Origin of the sequence: Pseudomonas sp. MWU349 (assembly GCF_017947325.1) — a bacterium.
GTDB lineage: Bacteria > Pseudomonadota > Gammaproteobacteria > Pseudomonadales > Pseudomonadaceae > Aquipseudomonas > Aquipseudomonas protegens.
Window position 1 is genome coordinate 1,437,707 of record NZ_JAFEVP010000001.1, and the last position, 17,665, is coordinate 1,455,371.

At 65.1% G+C, this 17,665-nt stretch carries 13 protein-coding genes; 7 read left to right on the forward strand and 6 right to left on the reverse strand.

Features of this window, described 5'->3' with window-relative positions; translation table 11 throughout:
- Positions 1-6: 6 nt before the first annotated feature.
- Positions 7-1,995, reverse strand: a complete 1,989-nt coding sequence (locus tag KCG88_RS06220) for an alpha-1,4-glucan--maltose-1-phosphate maltosyltransferase (RefSeq protein ID WP_047286374.1) — start codon at positions 1,993-1,995, stop codon at positions 7-9.
- A 201-nt stretch (positions 1,996-2,196) separates the two neighbouring features.
- Between KCG88_RS06220 and KCG88_RS06225 the strand changes: the two genes are divergently transcribed.
- Positions 2,197-2,361 carry a hypothetical protein gene (locus KCG88_RS06225; protein ID WP_199521964.1) on the forward strand — a complete coding sequence of 55 codons (165 nt, stop codon included), beginning with the start codon at positions 2,197-2,199 and terminating at the stop codon, positions 2,359-2,361.
- Positions 2,362-2,418: 57 nt separating this feature from the next.
- On the opposite strand, the gene KCG88_RS06230 is transcribed toward KCG88_RS06225, so the two are convergent.
- Positions 2,419-2,922: an MgtC/SapB family protein gene (locus KCG88_RS06230; protein ID WP_210711983.1), complete on the reverse strand. Its 504-nt coding sequence runs from the start codon at positions 2,920-2,922 to the stop codon at positions 2,419-2,421.
- Positions 2,923-3,183: 261 nt separating this feature from the next.
- Here KCG88_RS06230 and KCG88_RS06235 point away from each other — a divergent pair, with 261 nt between their 5' ends.
- The 6 genes from KCG88_RS06235 (at position 3,184) to KCG88_RS06260 (ending at position 9,539) form a co-directional block, all read left to right on the forward strand.
- Complete coding sequence (locus tag KCG88_RS06235; protein WP_047286372.1) at positions 3,184-3,417, forward strand: DUF3203 family protein; 234 nt, start codon at positions 3,184-3,186, stop codon at positions 3,415-3,417.
- A gap of 208 nt (positions 3,418-3,625) precedes the next feature.
- Positions 3,626-5,041: a cytochrome c oxidase accessory protein CcoG gene (ccoG, locus tag KCG88_RS06240; RefSeq protein ID WP_210711984.1), complete on the forward strand. Its 1,416-nt coding sequence runs from the start codon at positions 3,626-3,628 to the stop codon at positions 5,039-5,041.
- A gap of 157 nt (positions 5,042-5,198) precedes the next feature.
- Positions 5,199-6,608, forward strand: a complete 1,410-nt coding sequence (mapR, locus tag KCG88_RS06245) for a GntR family transcriptional regulator MpaR (RefSeq protein WP_011061157.1) — start codon at positions 5,199-5,201, stop codon at positions 6,606-6,608.
- Between the two features lie 465 nt (positions 6,609-7,073).
- On the forward strand, positions 7,074-8,129 hold the full coding sequence (locus KCG88_RS06250) for a hypothetical protein (RefSeq protein ID WP_210711985.1): 1,056 nt from the start codon (positions 7,074-7,076) through the stop codon (positions 8,127-8,129).
- A gap of 14 nt (positions 8,130-8,143) precedes the next feature.
- Positions 8,144-8,926, forward strand: coding sequence for a PoNe immunity protein domain-containing protein (locus KCG88_RS06255; RefSeq protein WP_047286369.1), 783 nt, complete (start codon positions 8,144-8,146; stop codon positions 8,924-8,926).
- 58 nt (positions 8,927-8,984) lie between these two features.
- Positions 8,985-9,539 (forward strand): hypothetical protein, encoded by a 555-nt coding sequence (locus KCG88_RS06260; RefSeq protein ID WP_210711986.1) that lies wholly within the window; start codon positions 8,985-8,987, stop codon positions 9,537-9,539.
- A 226-nt stretch (positions 9,540-9,765) separates the two neighbouring features.
- On the opposite strand, the gene KCG88_RS06265 is transcribed toward KCG88_RS06260, so the two are convergent.
- The 4 genes from KCG88_RS06265 to KCG88_RS06280 all read right to left on the reverse strand — a co-directional run bounded on the left by KCG88_RS06265 (position 9,766) and on the right by KCG88_RS06280 (position 17,661).
- Positions 9,766-10,512, reverse strand: a complete 747-nt coding sequence (locus tag KCG88_RS06265; RefSeq protein ID WP_047286367.1) for an SDR family oxidoreductase — start codon at positions 10,510-10,512, stop codon at positions 9,766-9,768.
- 208 nt (positions 10,513-10,720) lie between these two features.
- On the reverse strand, positions 10,721-12,796 hold the full coding sequence (locus KCG88_RS06270; protein ID WP_047286366.1) for an EAL domain-containing protein: 2,076 nt from the start codon (positions 12,794-12,796) through the stop codon (positions 10,721-10,723).
- 267 nt (positions 12,797-13,063) lie between these two features.
- Positions 13,064-14,557 (reverse strand): efflux transporter outer membrane subunit, encoded by a 1,494-nt coding sequence (locus tag KCG88_RS06275; protein ID WP_282598190.1) that lies wholly within the window; start codon positions 14,555-14,557, stop codon positions 13,064-13,066.
- Positions 14,554-17,661 (reverse strand): efflux RND transporter permease subunit, encoded by a 3,108-nt coding sequence (locus KCG88_RS06280; RefSeq protein WP_047336709.1) that lies wholly within the window; start codon positions 17,659-17,661, stop codon positions 14,554-14,556. Before KCG88_RS06280 ends, KCG88_RS06275 begins: the two co-directional genes overlap by 4 nt.
- Positions 17,662-17,665: the final 4 nt, after the last annotated feature.

A 17,665-nucleotide genomic window follows, 5' to 3' on the forward strand; every position in this document is an offset into this window, starting at 1 on the left:
CGGCTCCTATGGGGCGGTGATGCGCCAGATGCCGAAGGGCTGCGCCGGTTCGATGCGCATGAACTGAGTCTTGCCGTACCAGGTCCAGCGGTGGCCGTTCATCAGGTCCTCGCCCTGGGTCTGGGCGTCATCGGCCAGGCCCATTTCCCACAGCGGCAATTCGAAATGCGCCTCCTGGGGGTTGAACGGGTCGAGGCTGACCGCCACCAGCACGAAGTTGTCGCCACTGCGCTTGCCGAAATACAGGATGTGGTCATTCCAGGCGTTGTACAGCTTGAGCCCCAGGTGGCTGTGCAGCGCCGGGTTCTGCCGGCGGATGCGGTTGAGCTGGGCGATCTCGGCAATGATGTTGCCCGGCGCCGAGAAGTCCCGGGGGCGGATCTGGTATTTCTCCGAATCCAGGTACTCCTCCTTGCCCGGCACCGGGGCCGATTCGCACAGCTCGAACCCGGAGTACATGCCCCACAACCCGGAACCCATGGTGGCCAGCACCGCGCGGATCAGAAACCCCGGGCGCCCCGAGTCATGCAGGAACGGCGGGTTGATGTCCGGGGTGTTGACGAAGAAGTTGGGGCGGAAGCAGTCGCGCCACGGCGGCTGGTTGAGTTCGGCCAGGTAGCTGGACAACTCGCTCTTGGTATTGCGCCAGGTGAAGTAGGTGTAGCTCTGGGTGTAACCGACCTTGCCCAGGCGTGCCATCATCGCCGGGGTGGTGAAGGCCTCGGCGAGGAAGATCACCTCCGGGTGCTGGCGGCGCACGTCGCCGATCAGCCATTGCCAGAACGGTAGCGGCTTGGTGTGGGGGTTATCCACGCGAAAGGTCTTGACCCCCTCCTCGACCCAGCCGATGACGATGTCCCGCAGTTCCAGCCACAGGCTGGGAATGGCCTCGGCGGCATAGAAGTCGACATTGACGATGTCTTGGTACTTCTTCGGCGGGTTCTCGGCGTATTTGATGGTGCCGTCCGGGCGCCAGTTGAACCAGCCCGGGTGCTGCTTGAGCCAGGGGTGGTCCTGGGAGCACTGGATGGCGAAGTCCAGGGCGATCTCCAGGCCGTGGTCGGCGGCTGCCGCCAGCAGCCGGCGGAAGTCCTCCCGGCTGCCCAGTTGCGGGTGAATGGCCTCGTGCCCGCCCTCCTCGCTGCCAATTGCATAGGGGCTGCCGGGATCGTCCGGGCCTGCGGTCAGCGAGTTGTTGGGCCCCTTGCGGTGGCTGCGGCCGATGGGGTGGATCGGCGGGAAATACAGCACGTCAAAGCCCATGTCGTGAATCATCGGCAGCCGCGAATGAACGTCGTTGAACGTGCCGTGGCGGGCCGGATCGTCGGTGATCGAGCGGGGAAACAGCTCGTACCAACTGGCGAACTGGGCCTGTAGCCGCTCCACATCCAGCGGGTACTCGGGGCTCAGGCTCAGGTAGGGCCGGTGATCGGCCTCGGCCATCAGGCGCGCGCTGGACTCACTGAGAAACAGCGCCACCTGCTCGGCCTCCAGCAACCCGGACAGCTCGCGCTGCAACGCCAGCAACTGCTCGCGCAGCGGCCCTTCGCTGCGCTCGGCGGCCTGTTGCACATGGCTGCGGCCCTCCTGCAGTTCCAGGCTGACCGCTACCCCGGCCAGGTGCTTTTTCTCCAGCTCGTAGCAGAAGCTGGCGAACTGATCGATCCAGGCTTCGATGCAGAAGCGGTAGCGCCCCACTTCGGGCACCGTGAAACGCCCCAGCCAACCGTCGTTGCCCTGGTCTTCCAGGGCCTGGCTGGCCCAGCTGTCCTGTTGCTCGTTGTGCCAGCGCACCCGCACCGCCAGTTTGTCGTGGCCGTCGGCGAACACCTTGCACGTCACTTCGACCTCCTGGCCGGCCACCGCCTTGACCGCGAACTGCCCACCGTCGAGTACCGGGCGGACACTCTCAATGGCAATGCGCGGCAGCAGCAGGGCCTGGGACAACGGCAGGTGCGCCTGGTATTGCTGTTCGGTCGGTTTTTCTACAGTCATCGAGCATCACCCCTTTTTCACGTCTTCGACGCTCTGGTGGCGGGGCCGCGGCCCCGGTGAATCAATGCACTTAGGTTCCGAGCCAAAGCCTGCGGCGAAAGTTCAGCGCGATTGGTCGGCCAAGCGGCGGGAATCAAATCCGCGCCGCTGCGGTCCACCAGAAGAGCCCGTGCATCTGCAAGCACAAAGGAGGCCAGCGCGATGACTATCCCGATCCCGGCAGAAACCCCCGATCCCAACATCGACCAACCGACCCTGCCCCCCAGCGAGCCTGAGCCGATCCCCGAGCAGGAACCGCCGGAAAGCACCCCGCCACCCAAGGGCGACCCGCCCAGTACGATGCCGCCGGTGGTGGTCAGCGCCTGAGCCCGGGCACCTGCCCAGCCAGCAAGCATAGACAGCGGCGTGAGTCGGCCCGGAGTCTCAGCCGTCCTGGCGCTTTTCCAGGCGCCGGACAATCAGCGGCATCAGGCTGAAGACCATCAGCGCCAGCAAGGTACTGAGCACCGCCGTGGCCTCGCGGCCCATGCCGGCGGCCACGCCGATGGCGGCGGTCATCCACAGCCCGGCGGCGGTGGTCAGGCCCTTGACGTGCTGGCCCTGGTCTTCTTCATGGCCCTTGAGGATGGTCCCGGCGCCGAGAAAACCGATCCCGGCGATGACCCCCTGGAGCACCCGGCTCATGGCATCGGCCTGGGCCCCGGACAGGCTCGGCACCAGCACGAACAGGGCCGCGCCCATGGCCACCAGCATGTGGGTGCGAACCCCGGCGGCCTTGCCCTGATGCTCGCGTTCGAAGCCCAGAATGCCCCCCAGCAGGGCCGCCACCAGCAGGCGCAGGGTGATCTGGGTCAGTTGCCGGGCATCGCCGATATCGGCGAATTCGTCTTGCAGGGTCAGCCAGACTTCTTGCCACCAGGTGTTCATGCGAGCGCTCCTCGTCCCACTGCGGGTTCCTGTGCGATGGACCGCGCTCGCCAGCAAAAGGTGCCGCCAGCACCAGCACCGCAGGAACCGGCCTGGCGGCGAAGAGGCCCCCTAGCCGGCTGCCAACCCCACGGACACCTTCGTTACACAAGCCTGTGCCCCGCCCGCCAGCGCCTGCCCTGCCACCGTTGATCGCCGTCGTCGAACCCTGGCCAGCCCCTGCGCCCTAACCTGTACAGCCATTGCCTTGAGGTAACCGCCATGAGCCTGCGCATCGAAAACCAGACCTGCTATTTCGACACCGATACCCTGCACCAGCACCTCCCGGCCAGCGCCGTGACCATCATCACCGACAGCGCCAAGTCGATGTCGGCGGTGGACCTGGGGGGCGAGCGGGTCTACATCACCGAAGCAGAAGCCGACGCATTGACCGTAGCAGGCGCCACCGACGGTCGGCGCCATCTAAAAGCCAGTGAAGGTGATTCGGTGATTTGACTGACCTGGATCAGGGCCCACCCCGCGGCCCTGTGCCAGCACGGCCTGCAGCCTTCCCTGGTGGTACCTGAGGGGGTACGGCAAGTTGTCGCAGGGGCGCTGCAAAGAGCCATCTGATCCGGTTTTTTATCAAATACCTGAGTCTGTTATGCAAACAGATCCGTGGTCATAGTTGCCCGGCCTGATGGAGGCTGATGAGCGAACGACCATGAGCGAAAGAATCCCCGTCCGATTAGTAGAAACCTTCGAACCTTCACAACCTAAACAGATGAAGTCGAAGACCACCGACAAACACGTTTACACCCGCAGCTTCACCGGTTTGTTCCGTACCCTGCGCATGACCGGCGCGGGTTTTCTGTTCCTGCTGTTCTTCGGCACGGTCTGGTTGAACTGGGGCGGCCGCCAGGCGGTGCTCTGGGACCTGGCCGAGAGCAAGTTCCACATTTTTGGCGCGACCTTCTGGCCCCAGGACTTCATCCTCCTCTCGGCGCTGCTGATCATCTGCGCCTTCGGCCTGTTCGCCATCACCGTGTTCGCCGGCCGCGTCTGGTGCGGCTACACCTGCCCGCAAAGCTCGTGGACCTGGCTGTTCATGTGGTGCGAAAAGGTCACCGAAGGCGAGCGCAACCAGCGGATCAAGCTGCAGGCCGCGCCCTGGAGCCTGAACAAGCTGGCCCGCCGGGCCATGAAGCACACCTTGTGGCTGGCCATCAGCCTGCTCACCGGCCTGACCTTCGTCGGCTACTTCACCCCCATCCGCCCCCTGGCCCAGGAGCTGCTGACCCTGCAGATCGGCGGCCTGAGCCTGTTCTGGGTGCTGTTCTTCGCCGCGGCCACCTACATCAATGCCGGTTGGCTGCGCGAGGCGGTGTGCATGCACATGTGCCCTTATGCGCGCTTCCAGAGCGTGATGTTCGACAAGGACACCCTGACCATTTCCTATAACCCGGTGCGCGGCGAAAGCCGTGGCCCGCGCAAGCGTGATGTGAAGCCTGCCGATGTCGGCCTGGGCGACTGCATCGACTGCCAGCTGTGCGTACAGGTCTGCCCTACCGGCATCGACATCCGCGACGGCCTGCAGATGGAGTGCATCGGCTGCGCTGCCTGCATCGACGCCTGCGACTCGATCATGGACAAGATGGGCTACGCCCGCGGCCTGATCGCCTACACCTCGGAACACGAGCTGCAAGGCGGCAAGACCCACCTGCTGCGTCCGCGCCTGGTGGGCTACAGCCTGGTGCTGCTGGTGATGATCGGCGCCCTGGCCCTGGCCCTGGTGCAGCGGCCCATGGTGTCCCTGGACGTGAGCAAGGACCGCGGCCTGTTCCGCGAGAACGCCCTGGGCCAGATCGAGAACATCTACAGCCTGAAGATCATCAACAAGACCCAGGAACGCCAGCAGTACCACCTGGCCCTGGTGGATGGCGAAGGCTTCGAGCTGCAGGGCAAGACCGAACTGAGCCTGGCCCCCGGTGAAATCATCGACCTGCCAGTGTCCGTGGCGATGACCCAGCACAAGGCGCAGAGCAGCTCCCAGGCCATCAGCTTCAAGGTCAGCGACAGCGATGACCCGGGCGTCTACGCCGTGGCCAAGAGTCGTTTTGTCGCGCCGATGAACCGCTGAGCCTCTAGAATGCCCTGGCGAGGGAGCCGGCTCCCCCCGGGGCCGGCCCCGGAGCCAATGAACCGGACACCCGCCGCCAGCCCGCTGGCGGCGCTTGCCACTCCCTCGCCACCGCAGATATGTCGACCCGATGACCAGACTGGATCCTCAACCGCAGATGAAACGCTACGAAAAATTCGCCGATGACATCGCCGAACTGATCCGCTCCGGGGTCCTGGGGCCGGGCCAGCGTGTGCCTTCGGTGCGCTACGCCAGCCAGACCTACGGGGTCAGCCCGTCGACGGTGTTCCAGGCCTATTACCTGCTGGAGCGTCGCGGCCTGATCCGCGCCCGCCCGCGCTCCGGCTACTTCGTCAATGCCCACGCGCCCAGCCCCTTCTCGGAGCCGGTGATCAGCAGCGAAGTCAACGAATCCACCGAAGTCGATGTCAGCGAACTGGTGTTCTCGGTGCTCGATTCGATCAAGGACCCGAGCACCGTGCCCTTCGGCTCGGCGTTCCCCAGCCCCACCCTGTTCCCCCTGCAGCGCCTGTCGCGCTCCCTGGCCAGCGCCAGCCGCGAAATGGACCCGCGCGTGGTGGTCACCGACATGTCCCCGGGCAATCCTCAGCTGCGCCGGCAGATCGCCCTGCGCTACATGGTGGCCGGGCTGATGCTGCCCATGGAGGAGTTACTGATCACCAACGGCGCGCTGGAGGCGCTGAACCTGTGCCTGCAAGCGGTGACCGAGCCGGGCGACCTGGTGGCCATCGAGGCTCCGGCCTTCTACGCCAGCCTGCAAGTGCTGGAGCGGCTCAAGCTCAAGGCGGTGGAAATCCCCGTGCACCCACGCGACGGCATCGACCTCGGGGTGCTGGCCCAGACCCTGGAGCGGCACCCGATCAAGGCCTGCTGGTGCATGACCAACTTCCAGAACCCCATGGGCGCGAGCATGCCCGAGGCGAAGAAACAGGAGCTGGTGGAGCTGCTGCGCCAGCACCAGGTGCCGCTGATCGAAGACGACGTCTACGCCGAGCTGTACTACGGCCAGCAGGCACCGAAACCGGCCAAGGCCTTCGACACCGAGGGCCTGGTGATGCACTGCGGCTCCTTCGCCAAGAGCCTGGCCCCGGGCTACCGCATCGGCTGGGTCGCGGCCGGGCGTTATGCGCAGAAGATCGAACGGCTCAAACTCATGACCTCGCTGTGTGCCTCGATGCCGGCCCAGGCGGCGATTGCCGACTACCTGCAGCACGGCGGCTACGACCGCCACCTGCGCAAGCTGCGCTATGCCCTGGAAGAACAGCAGAGCGCCATGCTGGCGGCGATCGCCCGCTACTTCCCGGCCCAGACCCGGGTCAGCCAACCGGCGGGCGGCTACTTCCTGTGGCTGGAACTGCCACCGCAGATGGACTCGTTGAAACTGTTCCAGATGGCCCTGGCCCAAGGCATCAGTATTGCCCCGGGGCCGATCTTTTCCCCAACCCAGCGCTTTCGCAACTGCATCCGCCTGAACTATGGCAGCCCCTGGAACGAAGCCGCGGAAAAGGCCATGGAAACCCTGGGGCGGATCATCCGCTCCTTCTGACCCCAACCGCCCCACCAGCCCCCATGTGTAGGAGCCGGCTTGCCGGCGAAGAGGCCCGCAAGACCTGCATCGCCTGGGCTGACGCCTTCGCTGGCAAGCCAGCTCCTACGGTGTACCAGCCACCGCTTCTCGCTGTAGGAGCCGGCTTGCCGGCGAAGAGGCCCGCAAGACCTGCAGCGCTTGGGCTGACACCTTCGCTGGCAAGCCAGCTCCTACACGGGGGGAGCGCTACACACCGATCCTTCTTCAGGCCGGCCGCAAGGTGACTCGCCGTAAGGTCGAAACCGCCAGCCGCCCCACCCGCAGCAACGGATATCCCCCCCTCACCCCCCCACACAAAACCAAACGCCCCATCACCACAACAATGCACACCTCCCAACATAAAAAAACCGCCAAGGCACCTTGCTCCACCCCCTCAACTCATTCAGCATCCGCGCTCCAATTTTCCAGGGAAAGGAACACGTCATGGTCGAAGACCTGTATTACGACGACTACCCAGAGGCCAAGGCCGAACTGATCAAGGCCATCGAACGCGGCCGCCTGCCACTGCTGACCCAGGAACTCAACGCCTACGACTGCATCCAGGCGATCTTCGAGCTGGACGCCATTAACAACCCCAAGGACGAGGAAGACGCCTTCTTCGACCTGGCCCTGGCCCTGATCGGCTGGATTCCCGGCCCCGGGCAAGGCCTGAAGATCCTCCTGCGCCTGATCAATCGCGCCCCCCAGCGCCACGCCGAAAAGCTCTTCGACCTGATCCGCCACACCCTGCTGGCCTGCCGCCTGAAGACCAGCCCCGAACAGCTGCTGGAAAAGTGCCTGGACCCATTGCGCCTGGCCGAAGAACTGCCCGAGATCATCCGCGGCGTGAGCGCCTCCAGCACCTTCAACGGCCTCACGTCCCAGCAGCAGCGCCTGGTGCTGCACAACCTCAACGAAGCCTGCGAACACACCGAGTTCCTCATGGTGACGGTGCAAGAGCGCATCGCCCCGTGGATCGCCGAACAGCGCAACAACTCGGCCGCCGCCCACAGCCGCGGCCCGGCCCTGGCGCCCAAGCCGCAGTCCTCCCTGGAAGCCGGCACGCCAACCATCAACCGCGCTGCGCAGCCTGAAACCCGCGATGCCGCGCGCATCACCCGGGACGCCAACCAGGGCCTGGAACACCTCACCGGTGAGGGCCACTGGCTGGAACTGAACCTGCACTACCCGAACCTGGAACCGGTGTCCGGCGCCGCTTACCGAGCGGTGTTCAGTGACGGCTCGCAAGCCGAGGGCAGCCTCGACCAGGAAGGTTTTGCCCGCCTGGAAGGCATCCCCGAAGGCCCGGTGCAGGTCTACTACGGCGAAGACCCGCGCCCCTACCTGCGCCGGCCAATCGTTGCCCTGCCCGCGGATGCACAGCAGTTGGAAGAAGAGCTGGAGCAGCTCGACCTGGAGCCCGCCGAAGTCGACCTGGCGACCCTGCTGCTGGAAACCTCGCAGCGCCAGGCGCCCTTCACCCTGATTCCCGTCTACTGAGCCAAGGCACCGACATGAACCGCAGACAAGTGTTTCTCAGCCACAAGCAGTACCACGACTTCCTCGAAAGCCTGGCCGGCGAAGAGGCCCATTGGCAGACCCATTCGATGATGGCCGACAGCCCCGAGCAGGAAGCCTCCCTCAAGGCCTCCAATGTGCGCAGCGCGCGCCTGCACCACCTGATCCTGGGCTACACCGGCGGTGCACCCATGGAGCAACTGGCCCGGGAGCTGGATGGGGTGATCGAAGGCTACGAGGACTACCAGCACAAGATGGGGGTTTATGAAGAACGGCCGGATATCGCGCCGCTGAACATCCAAGACTACCCCGACGAGTACGAGGAATATGTCCAGGTCATCAGCCTGTGCATCCTGCTGCAACGCAGCGACCTGCTACCGCGCCTGGTGCTGCTGCAGGACCGTGCCGGCTTTAGCGGCCAGGACACCCTGATCGAGGACCTGCTCAAGGCCTACCTGCCGGATCGTGAAGACGTTGATCAGTGGTTCCACGACGTCTCCACGCCCCTGATCCGGGCCATCTACACCGAAGATCCGGATGAACCCCGGGAACTGCTGGTGGAGTACTGCGACCAGTGGTATGAAGCGTTCGAACAGGCCCCATGGCACGACAGCCACCTGGACGGCGACGAGGGTTCCTACTTCGGCTACTGGGCCTTTGAAGCAGCGGCAGTGGCGTACCTCTACGGCCTGGACGACAGCGCGGTCAAGCACATGGTCTTCCCCCGGGAGATGCTCGAATACGCCCGGCGCTTTACCCCGCCGCCAATGCCCCAATAGCTGGCGCAGCACTGATAGCCCCCGTTTACCGCCTCTTCTTAAAGGTTATGCATTGCCCATGAAATCCTGGATCAAGACCCTGCTGATCACCCTGCTCGCGGCCGCCCTGTGCCTGCTGTTCTCCCGCGTTGTGCTGCCCCCGCTGATGGTGCATCTGATACCGCCGAGCTGGGAAGGCGTCCCGTGGTTCGGGGTCAATCTGCTGCTGGCGGGTTTCCTGGCCGGGCTGGTGGTGGCGCCCCTGCTGCGGACCCGGCGTTATTACCCAGTGCCGCTGCTGCTTCTGCTGTCCGTCCTGGTGGTGGTCGGCAATTGGGCGCAGAACCGCTGTAACGACGCCCAGTTGCAGGCCATCGAACAGCTGGAAAGGCGCAGCGCGAGCCATTCGAACCTGGGGATCTCCAACGAGGAACCCGCACCTTCGGCGCCCGTGGACGTGAGCGCCATACCGGGCGTCTGGGCCCATGAGCAAGGCGATGGATATGGCTACAGCTGCAACCGCCCGGGGGAAACCCTGGGGTTCCTGATGCCACAGTTGATGAGCTTTGGCATCAGCGTGCTGGGGCTGTTGCTGGCCCTGCTGATCGGCCCCGGCCGCCGCCGCGCCCGCTGAGGAAACCGTAGGAGCTGGCTTGCCAGCGAAGGCGTCCGCAAGCGCGGCGCAAGACTCAAGGGCCCCTTCGCCGGCAAGCCGGCTCCTACGGATTAGGCCACAAGAACGGAGGGAAACCGCAGGAGCTGGCTCGCCAGCGAAGGCGTCCGCAAGCGCGGCGCAAGGCTTGAGGGCCCCTTCGCCGGCAAGCCGGCTCCTACGGGTTAGGCCGCAGACTTGCGGGGGCTCAGCGCCCGCCGCCCAGGTCGACGAAGGTGCCGGTGGCATAGGAAGCCTTGTCCGACAGCAGCCAGACAATCGCCTCGGCCACTTCATCAGGACGCCCGCCGCGGCCCATGGGGATTGCCGACTCCAGCTTGCTGACCCGGTCGGCATCGCCGCTCAGGGCATGAAAGTCGGTGTAGATATAGCCCGGGCGCACCGCGTTGACGCGGATGCCCTCGCCCGCCACTTCCTTGGACAGGCCGATGGTGAAGGTGTCCAGGGCGCCTTTGGAGGCGGCGTAGTCGACGTATTCCCCCGGCGAACCCAGGCGCGCCGCCACCGAGGAGACGTTGACGATGCTGCCGCCCTGCCCGCCATGGCGCGGCGACATGCGCAGCACGGCGTGCTTGGCGCAGAGGATCGGCCCCATGACATTGGTCTTCATGATCTTCTGGATGCGAAATTCGGACATTTCATCCAGCCGCGACTTGTGGCCCACGGTCCCGGCGTTGTTGACCAGGGCCGTGACCCGCCCCAGTTCGCTGTCGACCCGGTGGAACAGGCCGATCACTTCATCCTCGATGCTGACGTCGGCACGCACCGCGATGGCCTGCACACCCAGGGCCCGAACCTGCTCCAGCACCTGCAGGGCGGACTGTTCGTCGGCCTGGTAGTTGATGCACACCTTGAATCCCTGCTGCGCGGCCAACACTGCCGTGGCGGCGCCTATACCCCGTCCGCCACCGGTGATGACGATGACTTTATCCATGCTGCCGACTCCCTCACTGAACATTTCAACGCGAGCCATTAAACACCGCGCGGGCAGCGATGAAAACTGCGCACATGTGCCCCTTCTGGCCAATAGGAATGCACGACAGCACCGCGTGCCGACGGTGCAAGCCGGCTGGGGGCCCGACAGCGGCAATATCCCTGCGAACTGCCGCCCGATCGCGACCGCTACCGGCCAGGCGCCAGGCTCAGGCTTTTTCTTCGCCCCGGTGGATGCCCTGCATGAAACCTTCAGGCGGCAGAGGATGGCCAAGGAAATAGCCTTGCAGGGAATCACAGCCCAGCTGGGTGAGGAAGGTCTGCTGCACTCCGGTTTCCACGCCCTCGGCGACGATCCGCAGGCCCAGGGCCTGGCCCAGGGCGACAATGGCCGAGACGATGGCGGCGTCGTCGCTGTCGTGCTCCAGGTCGCGGACGAAGCCGCGGTCGATCTTCAGTTCGTTGGCCGGCAGGCGCTTGAGGTACATCAGGCTGGAATAGCCGGTGCCGAAATCGTCGATGGACAGGTCCACCCCCATGTCCGCCAGCTGTTGCAGGACCAGCATGCTGACATCGGCGTCGTTCATCGCCGTGGTTTCGGTGATTTCCAGGGTCAGGTTGTTGGCCGGCAGGTGGTAGCGCTCCAGGGCATTGGCCACGCTCTTGACCAGCCCGGTATGGCAGAACTGCAGGGCCGAGAGGTTTACCGCGATGCGCCAGTCGGTGTAGCCCTGGACGTACCACTCGCGCATCTGCCGGCAGGCCTCGTTGAGCACCCACTCGCCGATGGCAATGATCAGCCCGGTCTTCTCCGCCAGTTCGATGAACTTGTCCGGCAGCAACAGGCCATGCTGGGGATGCTCCCAGCGCAGCAGCGCCTCGGCCCCCACCGGCAGGCCATTGGCGGCGTCGAACTTGGGCTGGTAATGCAGGCGAAACTGATGATGCTCCAGGGCATTGCGCAAATCCTGCAGCAATTGCAACTGGCGCCGGGCGTTGCTGTTCATCGAGGCATCGAAAAAACTGTAGCCATTCTTGCCGGTGCCCTTGGCGTGGTACATCGCTGCATCGGCGTTCATCAGCAGTTCCTGTGCACTCAGGCCATTGCCGGGGTACACCGCAATGCCGATGCTGGCGGAAATCTGCAGGTCATGCTCGGCCACCCGGAACGAGCGCGATACCAGCCCCACCTGGCGTGCCGCCAGGCGCAGGGCATCGTCCGGCTCGGCCAGTTGCACCAGCAGCACGAACTCATCGCCACCGATCCGCGCCAGGGTGTCTTCGCTGCGTAAATCCTCGCGCAGGCGCTGGGCCACTTCGCGCAGCAACTGGTCGCCCATGTGGTGGCCAAAGGCGTCGTTGACCGGCTTGAAACCGTCCAGATCGATGAACATCAGCGCAAAACAGCCACCATGGGCAGTGACCCGGTGCATCGCCTGGTCAATGCGGTCGGCCAGCAGAATGCGGTTCGGCAGCCCGGTCAGGGTGTCGTGCAGCGCCAGTTGGGTCAGTTCCTTGTTGGCTTCGGTCAACGATTGCGCCAGCACCGCGGTGCGGGCTTCCAGCCGCGCATCCAGCACCGAGGTCAGCAAGGCGATGATCAGCACCGCCAGGGTGGTGATCAGCACCAGGTTGTCCAGGCCCTTGCCGCTCAGACCGTTGCCCAGGGCGCCGCAGAAACTGCCATCGGCGAAACGCGCCGCGGCCATGCCGGTGTAATGCATGCCGACGATGGCAAAGCCCATGACAATCGCCGCGCCGGTTCGGGCCAGGCGCACGTAAGGGGTGTTCTGACGCAGGCGAAAGGCAATCCACAGCGCCGCCAGCGACGCGCCGAAGGCAATCAGCAGCGAGGCGCCGAACAGGCTCGGGTCGTAGTCGATGCCAGGCTGCATGCGCATGGCCGCCATGCCGGTGTAGTGCATGCCACTGATGCCCGAGCCCATGATCAGCGCGCCGAACAGCAACTGCCACATCGGCAGCCGCGGCTGGCTCACCAGCCACAGGGCAAAGCCGCAGGACAGGATCGAGATCAGCAGCGACAAGGCAGTGAGCTGGATGTCGTAGCCCAGGTCGATGGGCAGGCTGAAGGCCAGCATGCCGATGAAGTGCATGGACCACACACCGACGCCCATGGCCAGGGCTCCGCCCATCATCCATAGATAAGCGGCACGGCCGGTGGTGGTGGCAATGCGCCCGGTCAGGTCGAGGGCGGTATAGGAAGCGAGGATCGCCACGAAGATGGAGATCAGGACCAGTGCGGAGGAGTAGCTACCGATGAGCATGAGACGTCTCTTGGCCGTTGTGCCGACATCCCTGCGCGGCGGGCAAAACCGCAGATTGTACTGATTGCGCGGAAGAACGCATCTACAAAGTTAGCAAAAAGCCATTAGTCGGACAGAACGCCGTTTTCGGCTGCCTCATACCCCTACAAGCCCTGTGGGCATGGGCTTTGCGGGAAGTCCCGGGGCGTTGCAAATCACGCCAGATACACCCCGCTTGCGGCCTTCGAGCAGGCCTTGCAGCCAGCCTGCTGCAAGGCGTTCACGGGCCTATTTCTGCTCGCTGGCCTGCAGCTGCCCATCCCAGCCACCGCCCATGGCGGCGATCAACTGCACGCTGGCGATCAGGCGGCTCTGCAACAGGCTGAGCACGCTGCGCTCGTTGCTCAGGGCAGTGGTCTGGCTGGTGACCACATCCAGGTAGGCGATCAGCCCGGCCTTGTACTGGTTCTCGGTCAGGCGCAGGGCCTCGCGGGCCGAATCCAGGGCCTGCTGGCGCACCCCCGCCTCGTCCTCCAAGACCTTGAGCTGGACCATGTAGTTCTCCACCTCGCGGAAACCGTCGAGCACGGTCTGCCGGTACTTGGCCACGGTCTGGTCGTACACCGCCTCGGTGCGGTCCACTTCCGCCGAACGCTGGCCGCCGTCGAACAGGGTCATGGCCAGTTTCGGCCCTACCGACCAGAAGCGGTTCGGCAGGCTGATCCAGTCGGCGTAGGTGCTGCTGCTGTAGCCGCCGGCCAGGCTCAGGGTCAGGTCCGGGTAATAGGCGGCCTTGGCCACGCCGATCTTGGCGTTGGCGGCAATCACCGAACGCTCAGCCGAGGCGATGTCCGGGCGCCGCTCCAGCAGTTGCGAGGGCACGCTCAATGGCACTTGGGGCAGCACGGGGATGGTCTTGCTCTCGGCCAGGTTGAACTCGGCCGGGGGCACGCCGATCAGCACGGCAATGGCGTTCTCGAACTGCGCCCGCTGCCAGATCAGGTCGATCAGGTCGGCCTGGGTGCTTTTGAGCTGGGTCTGGGCCTGGGCCACCGCGTCCTTGCCGGAGACCCCGGCCTGGTACTGGTTCTGGGTCATGGTCAGGGAGCGCTGATAAGCCGCCACCGTGGCCTCCAGTAGGCGCTTCTGCTCATCGATCACCCGCAGTTGCAGGTAGTTCTGCGCCAGCTCGGACTGCTGGCTCAGGCGCATGGCCGCCAGGTCGGCGAAGCTGGCCTCGGCGCTGGCCTCGTTGGCCTCCAGGTCACGGCGCAGCTTGCCCCACACGTCCGCTTCCCAGCTCACCCCCAACTGGGTGTTGTAGGTGTCGCGGATACCACTGCTGGAGCTGCTCAGGGCCGAACTGCTGCTGCCGGTGCCCTGGCTGGCGCGGGTCTTGCCGGCGCTCAGGTCGACACTGGGAAAGAACGCCCCCCGGGAGCTGCGCACCAGGGCCCGGGCCTGACGGAACTGCGCCTCGGCCTGGGCCACGCTCTGGTTGGAACTGTTGAGCTTGTCGATCAGGCCATTGAGCTGGGCATCGCCGTACAGCTCCCACCAGGCGCCACGGGCCAGGGCGTCGCTGGGGTTGGCCTGGCGCCAGCCTTCGGCTTCCTTGTACTGCACCGGCTCGGCCACCTGCGGGCGCTGGTAGTCGGGACCGATGGCGCAGGCGCTGAGCAGCAGCACGCACAGGCCCAGGCTCAAGGCCCGCGAGCCCCGGGCCATGGCCAGGCGCTGGGCGGACAGCAAGGTTACGGGACGGGACGAATGGTCGGTCATAGCGGCGTTTCCAGAGCAGCATCGGTACGGACCCCACGCCAGTGGTTGAACTTGTGGCGCAGGCGATCGAGATAGAGGTAGACCACCGGGGTGGTGTAGAGGGTCAGGACCTGGCTGAAGACCAGGCCGCCAATGATGGTCAGGCCCAGGGGCTGGCGCATTTCCGAGCCTTCGGCACCGCCCAGCAGCAACGGCAAGGCGCCGAGGATCGCCGCCAGGGTGGTCATGAGGATCGGCCGCAGGCGTTGCAGGCAGGCGCTGCGGATCGACTGCAACGGGTCCAGGCCCTGGTGACGCTCCAGTTGCAGCGCCAGGTCGATCATCAGGATCGCGTTCTTCTTCACCACGCCAATCAGCAGGAACAGCCCCAACAGCGAGATCAGGCTGAACTCACCGCCCAGCACGTAGATCGAGAGCAAGGCGCCAACCCCGGCCGAGGGCAAGGTGGAGAGGATGGTCAGCGGGTGAATGTAGCTTTCATAGAGCACCCCGAGCACCAGGTAGACCGCCAGCAGCGCGCCGAGGATCATGAACGGCTGGCTCTTCTGGGTGGCGGCGAAGGCATCGGCGGTGCCGGCCATCTTGACGATCACGTCTTCGGGCATGCCCAGCTTGGCGATCGCCCGTTCGATGGCGGCAGTGCCCTGCTCCACCGTCACGCCCTCGGCCATGTCGAAGGAAATGCTTTCCGAGGCGAATTGCCCTTCATGGCTGACCCGGTCGTCTTCCAGGCTGTTTTCATAGTGGGCGATGGCCGACAGCGGAATCCGCGCGCCGGCGCTGGTGATCACCTGCACCTGGTTCAGGGTGATGGGGTCCTGGGCGTACTTGGGATTGACCTCCATCACCACCTGGTACTGGTTGAGGCTGTCGTAGATGGTGGAGATCTGCCGCTGGCTGTAGGCGTTGTTGAGCACCGCGGTGACCATGTCCATGTCCACCCCCAGGCGCTTGGCCTGGTCGCGGTCCACCACCAGGGTCACCTGCTGGGCGCCACGGCCTTCCCGGGCGTCGATGGCGGTGATCTCGGGCAAGGCGCGCAGCGCCGTCACCACTTTCGGGTACCACTGGCGCAACTCGCCCAGGTCGCCGCTTTGCAGGATGTAGGAATACTGCGAGGTGGTCTGCTCGCGACCGCCGCCGAACTGCAAGTCCTGGTCGGCCATCAGCATCAGTTGCGCACCGGGCACCTTGGGCATTTCCTTGCGCAGGCGCTCGATGACCTTCTGCGCCGAAATATCGCGTTCCTTGATCGGCTTCAGGCGCACCAGCATGAAGGCGTTGTTGGTGCCGTTGTTGCCACCGATGAAGCCGGCCACGCTCTCCACTGCCGCATCCTTGAGCACGGCGCGGCGGAAGATTTCCATCTTCGGCTGCATCACGCTGAAGGACAGACCGTCGTCGCCGCGGACAAAACCGATCAACTGGCCGGTGTCCTGCTGGGGCATGAAGGTCTTGGGCACCACCACGTACAGGGCCACGTTGACGCCAATGGTCAGCAGCAGGCTGAGCAGGGTCAGGCGCCTGTGGCGCAGCACCCAGTCCAGGCTGGTGGCGTACTTGCCCATCATCCAGTCGTTGCTGCGCCGGCTCCAGCGCTGCAGGCGGTTCTCCTGGCCCGGGGTGTGGGGCTTGAGCCAGCGCGCGCAAAGCATCGGGGTCAGGGTGAGGGACACCACCAGCGACACCACGATGGCCGCCGCCAGGGTGATGGAGAACTCGCGGAACAGGCTCTCGATGATCCCCCCCATGAACAGGATCGACAGGAACACCGCCACCAGCGACACGTTCATCGACAGCAGGGTGAAGCCCACCTCCTTGGCCCCCAGGTACGCCGCCTTCATTGGCGCAATGCCTTCGTCGATGTGCCGGGAAATGTTCTCCAGCACCACGATGGCATCGTCCACCACCAGCCCAGTGGCAAGGATCAGCGCCATCAGCGACAGGTTGTTCAGGGAAAAACCGTAGAGATACATGATGGCAAAAGTGCCCACCAGGGATACCGGTACCGCCAGGGTCGGGATCAGCGAGGCGCGGAAGTTGCCCAGGAACAGGTACACCACCAGGATCACCAGGGCCACGGCGATCAGCAGGGTCATCTCGGCCTCGTGCAGGGTGGCCTTGATCACCGGCGAGCGGTCCATGGCCAGGTTGAGCTTGACGCTGGCCGGCAGCACCGCCTGCAACGCCGGCAACTGGGCCTTGATCTCGTTCACCGTCTCGATGATGTTGGCCCCGGCCTGGCGGTTGATCACCAGCAGCACCGCCGCGTCATCGTTGAAGAAACCGCTGTTGTAGCGGTCTTCCACGCCATCGCTGACCTTGGCCACGTCCTTCAGGCGCAGGGCCGCGCCGTTGTTGTAGTGGATGATCAGCGGCTCGTAGTCACGGGCCTTTTCCAACTGGTCGTTGGCCTGGATCTGCCACAGCCGCTGGTCATCCTCCACCGAGCCCTTGGGCCGGCGCTGGTTGGCGTTGGCGATGGCATTGCGCACGTCGTCCAGGGCCACGCCGTACTGGTTGAGCAGTTGCGGCTCCAGTTCGATGCGCACCGCTGGCAAGGAGCTGCCGCCGACCTGCACTTCGCCCACGCCCTGCACCTGGGACAGGCTCTGGGACAGGATGGTCGAGGCCAGGTCGTAGAGCTGGCCCTTCTCCAGCACATCGGAGGTCAGCGACAGGACCATGATCGGCGCCTGGGACGGGTTGACCTTCTTGTAGGTAGGCATGCTGCGCATGCCGCTGGGCAGCAGGTTGCGCGAGGCGTTGATGGCCGCCTGCACCTCCCGCGCCGCGCCGTTGATGTCGCGGTCCAGGTCGAACTGCAGGATCACCCGGGTCGAGCCCTGGCTGGAACGGCTGCTCATGGTGTTGACCCCGGCGATGGCGCCGAACGAGCGCTCCAGGGGCGTGGCCACGGTGGAGGCCATGACCTCGGGGCTGGCCCCGGGCAGGCTGGCCTGGACCACGATCACCGGGAAGTCCATCTGCGGCAGCGGCGCCACCGGCAGCAGGCCGAAGCTGACGCCGCCCAGCAGCATGATCGCCAGCGACAACAGCATGGTCGCCACCGGGCGCTTGATGAAGGGGCCGGAGAGGTTCATGCCG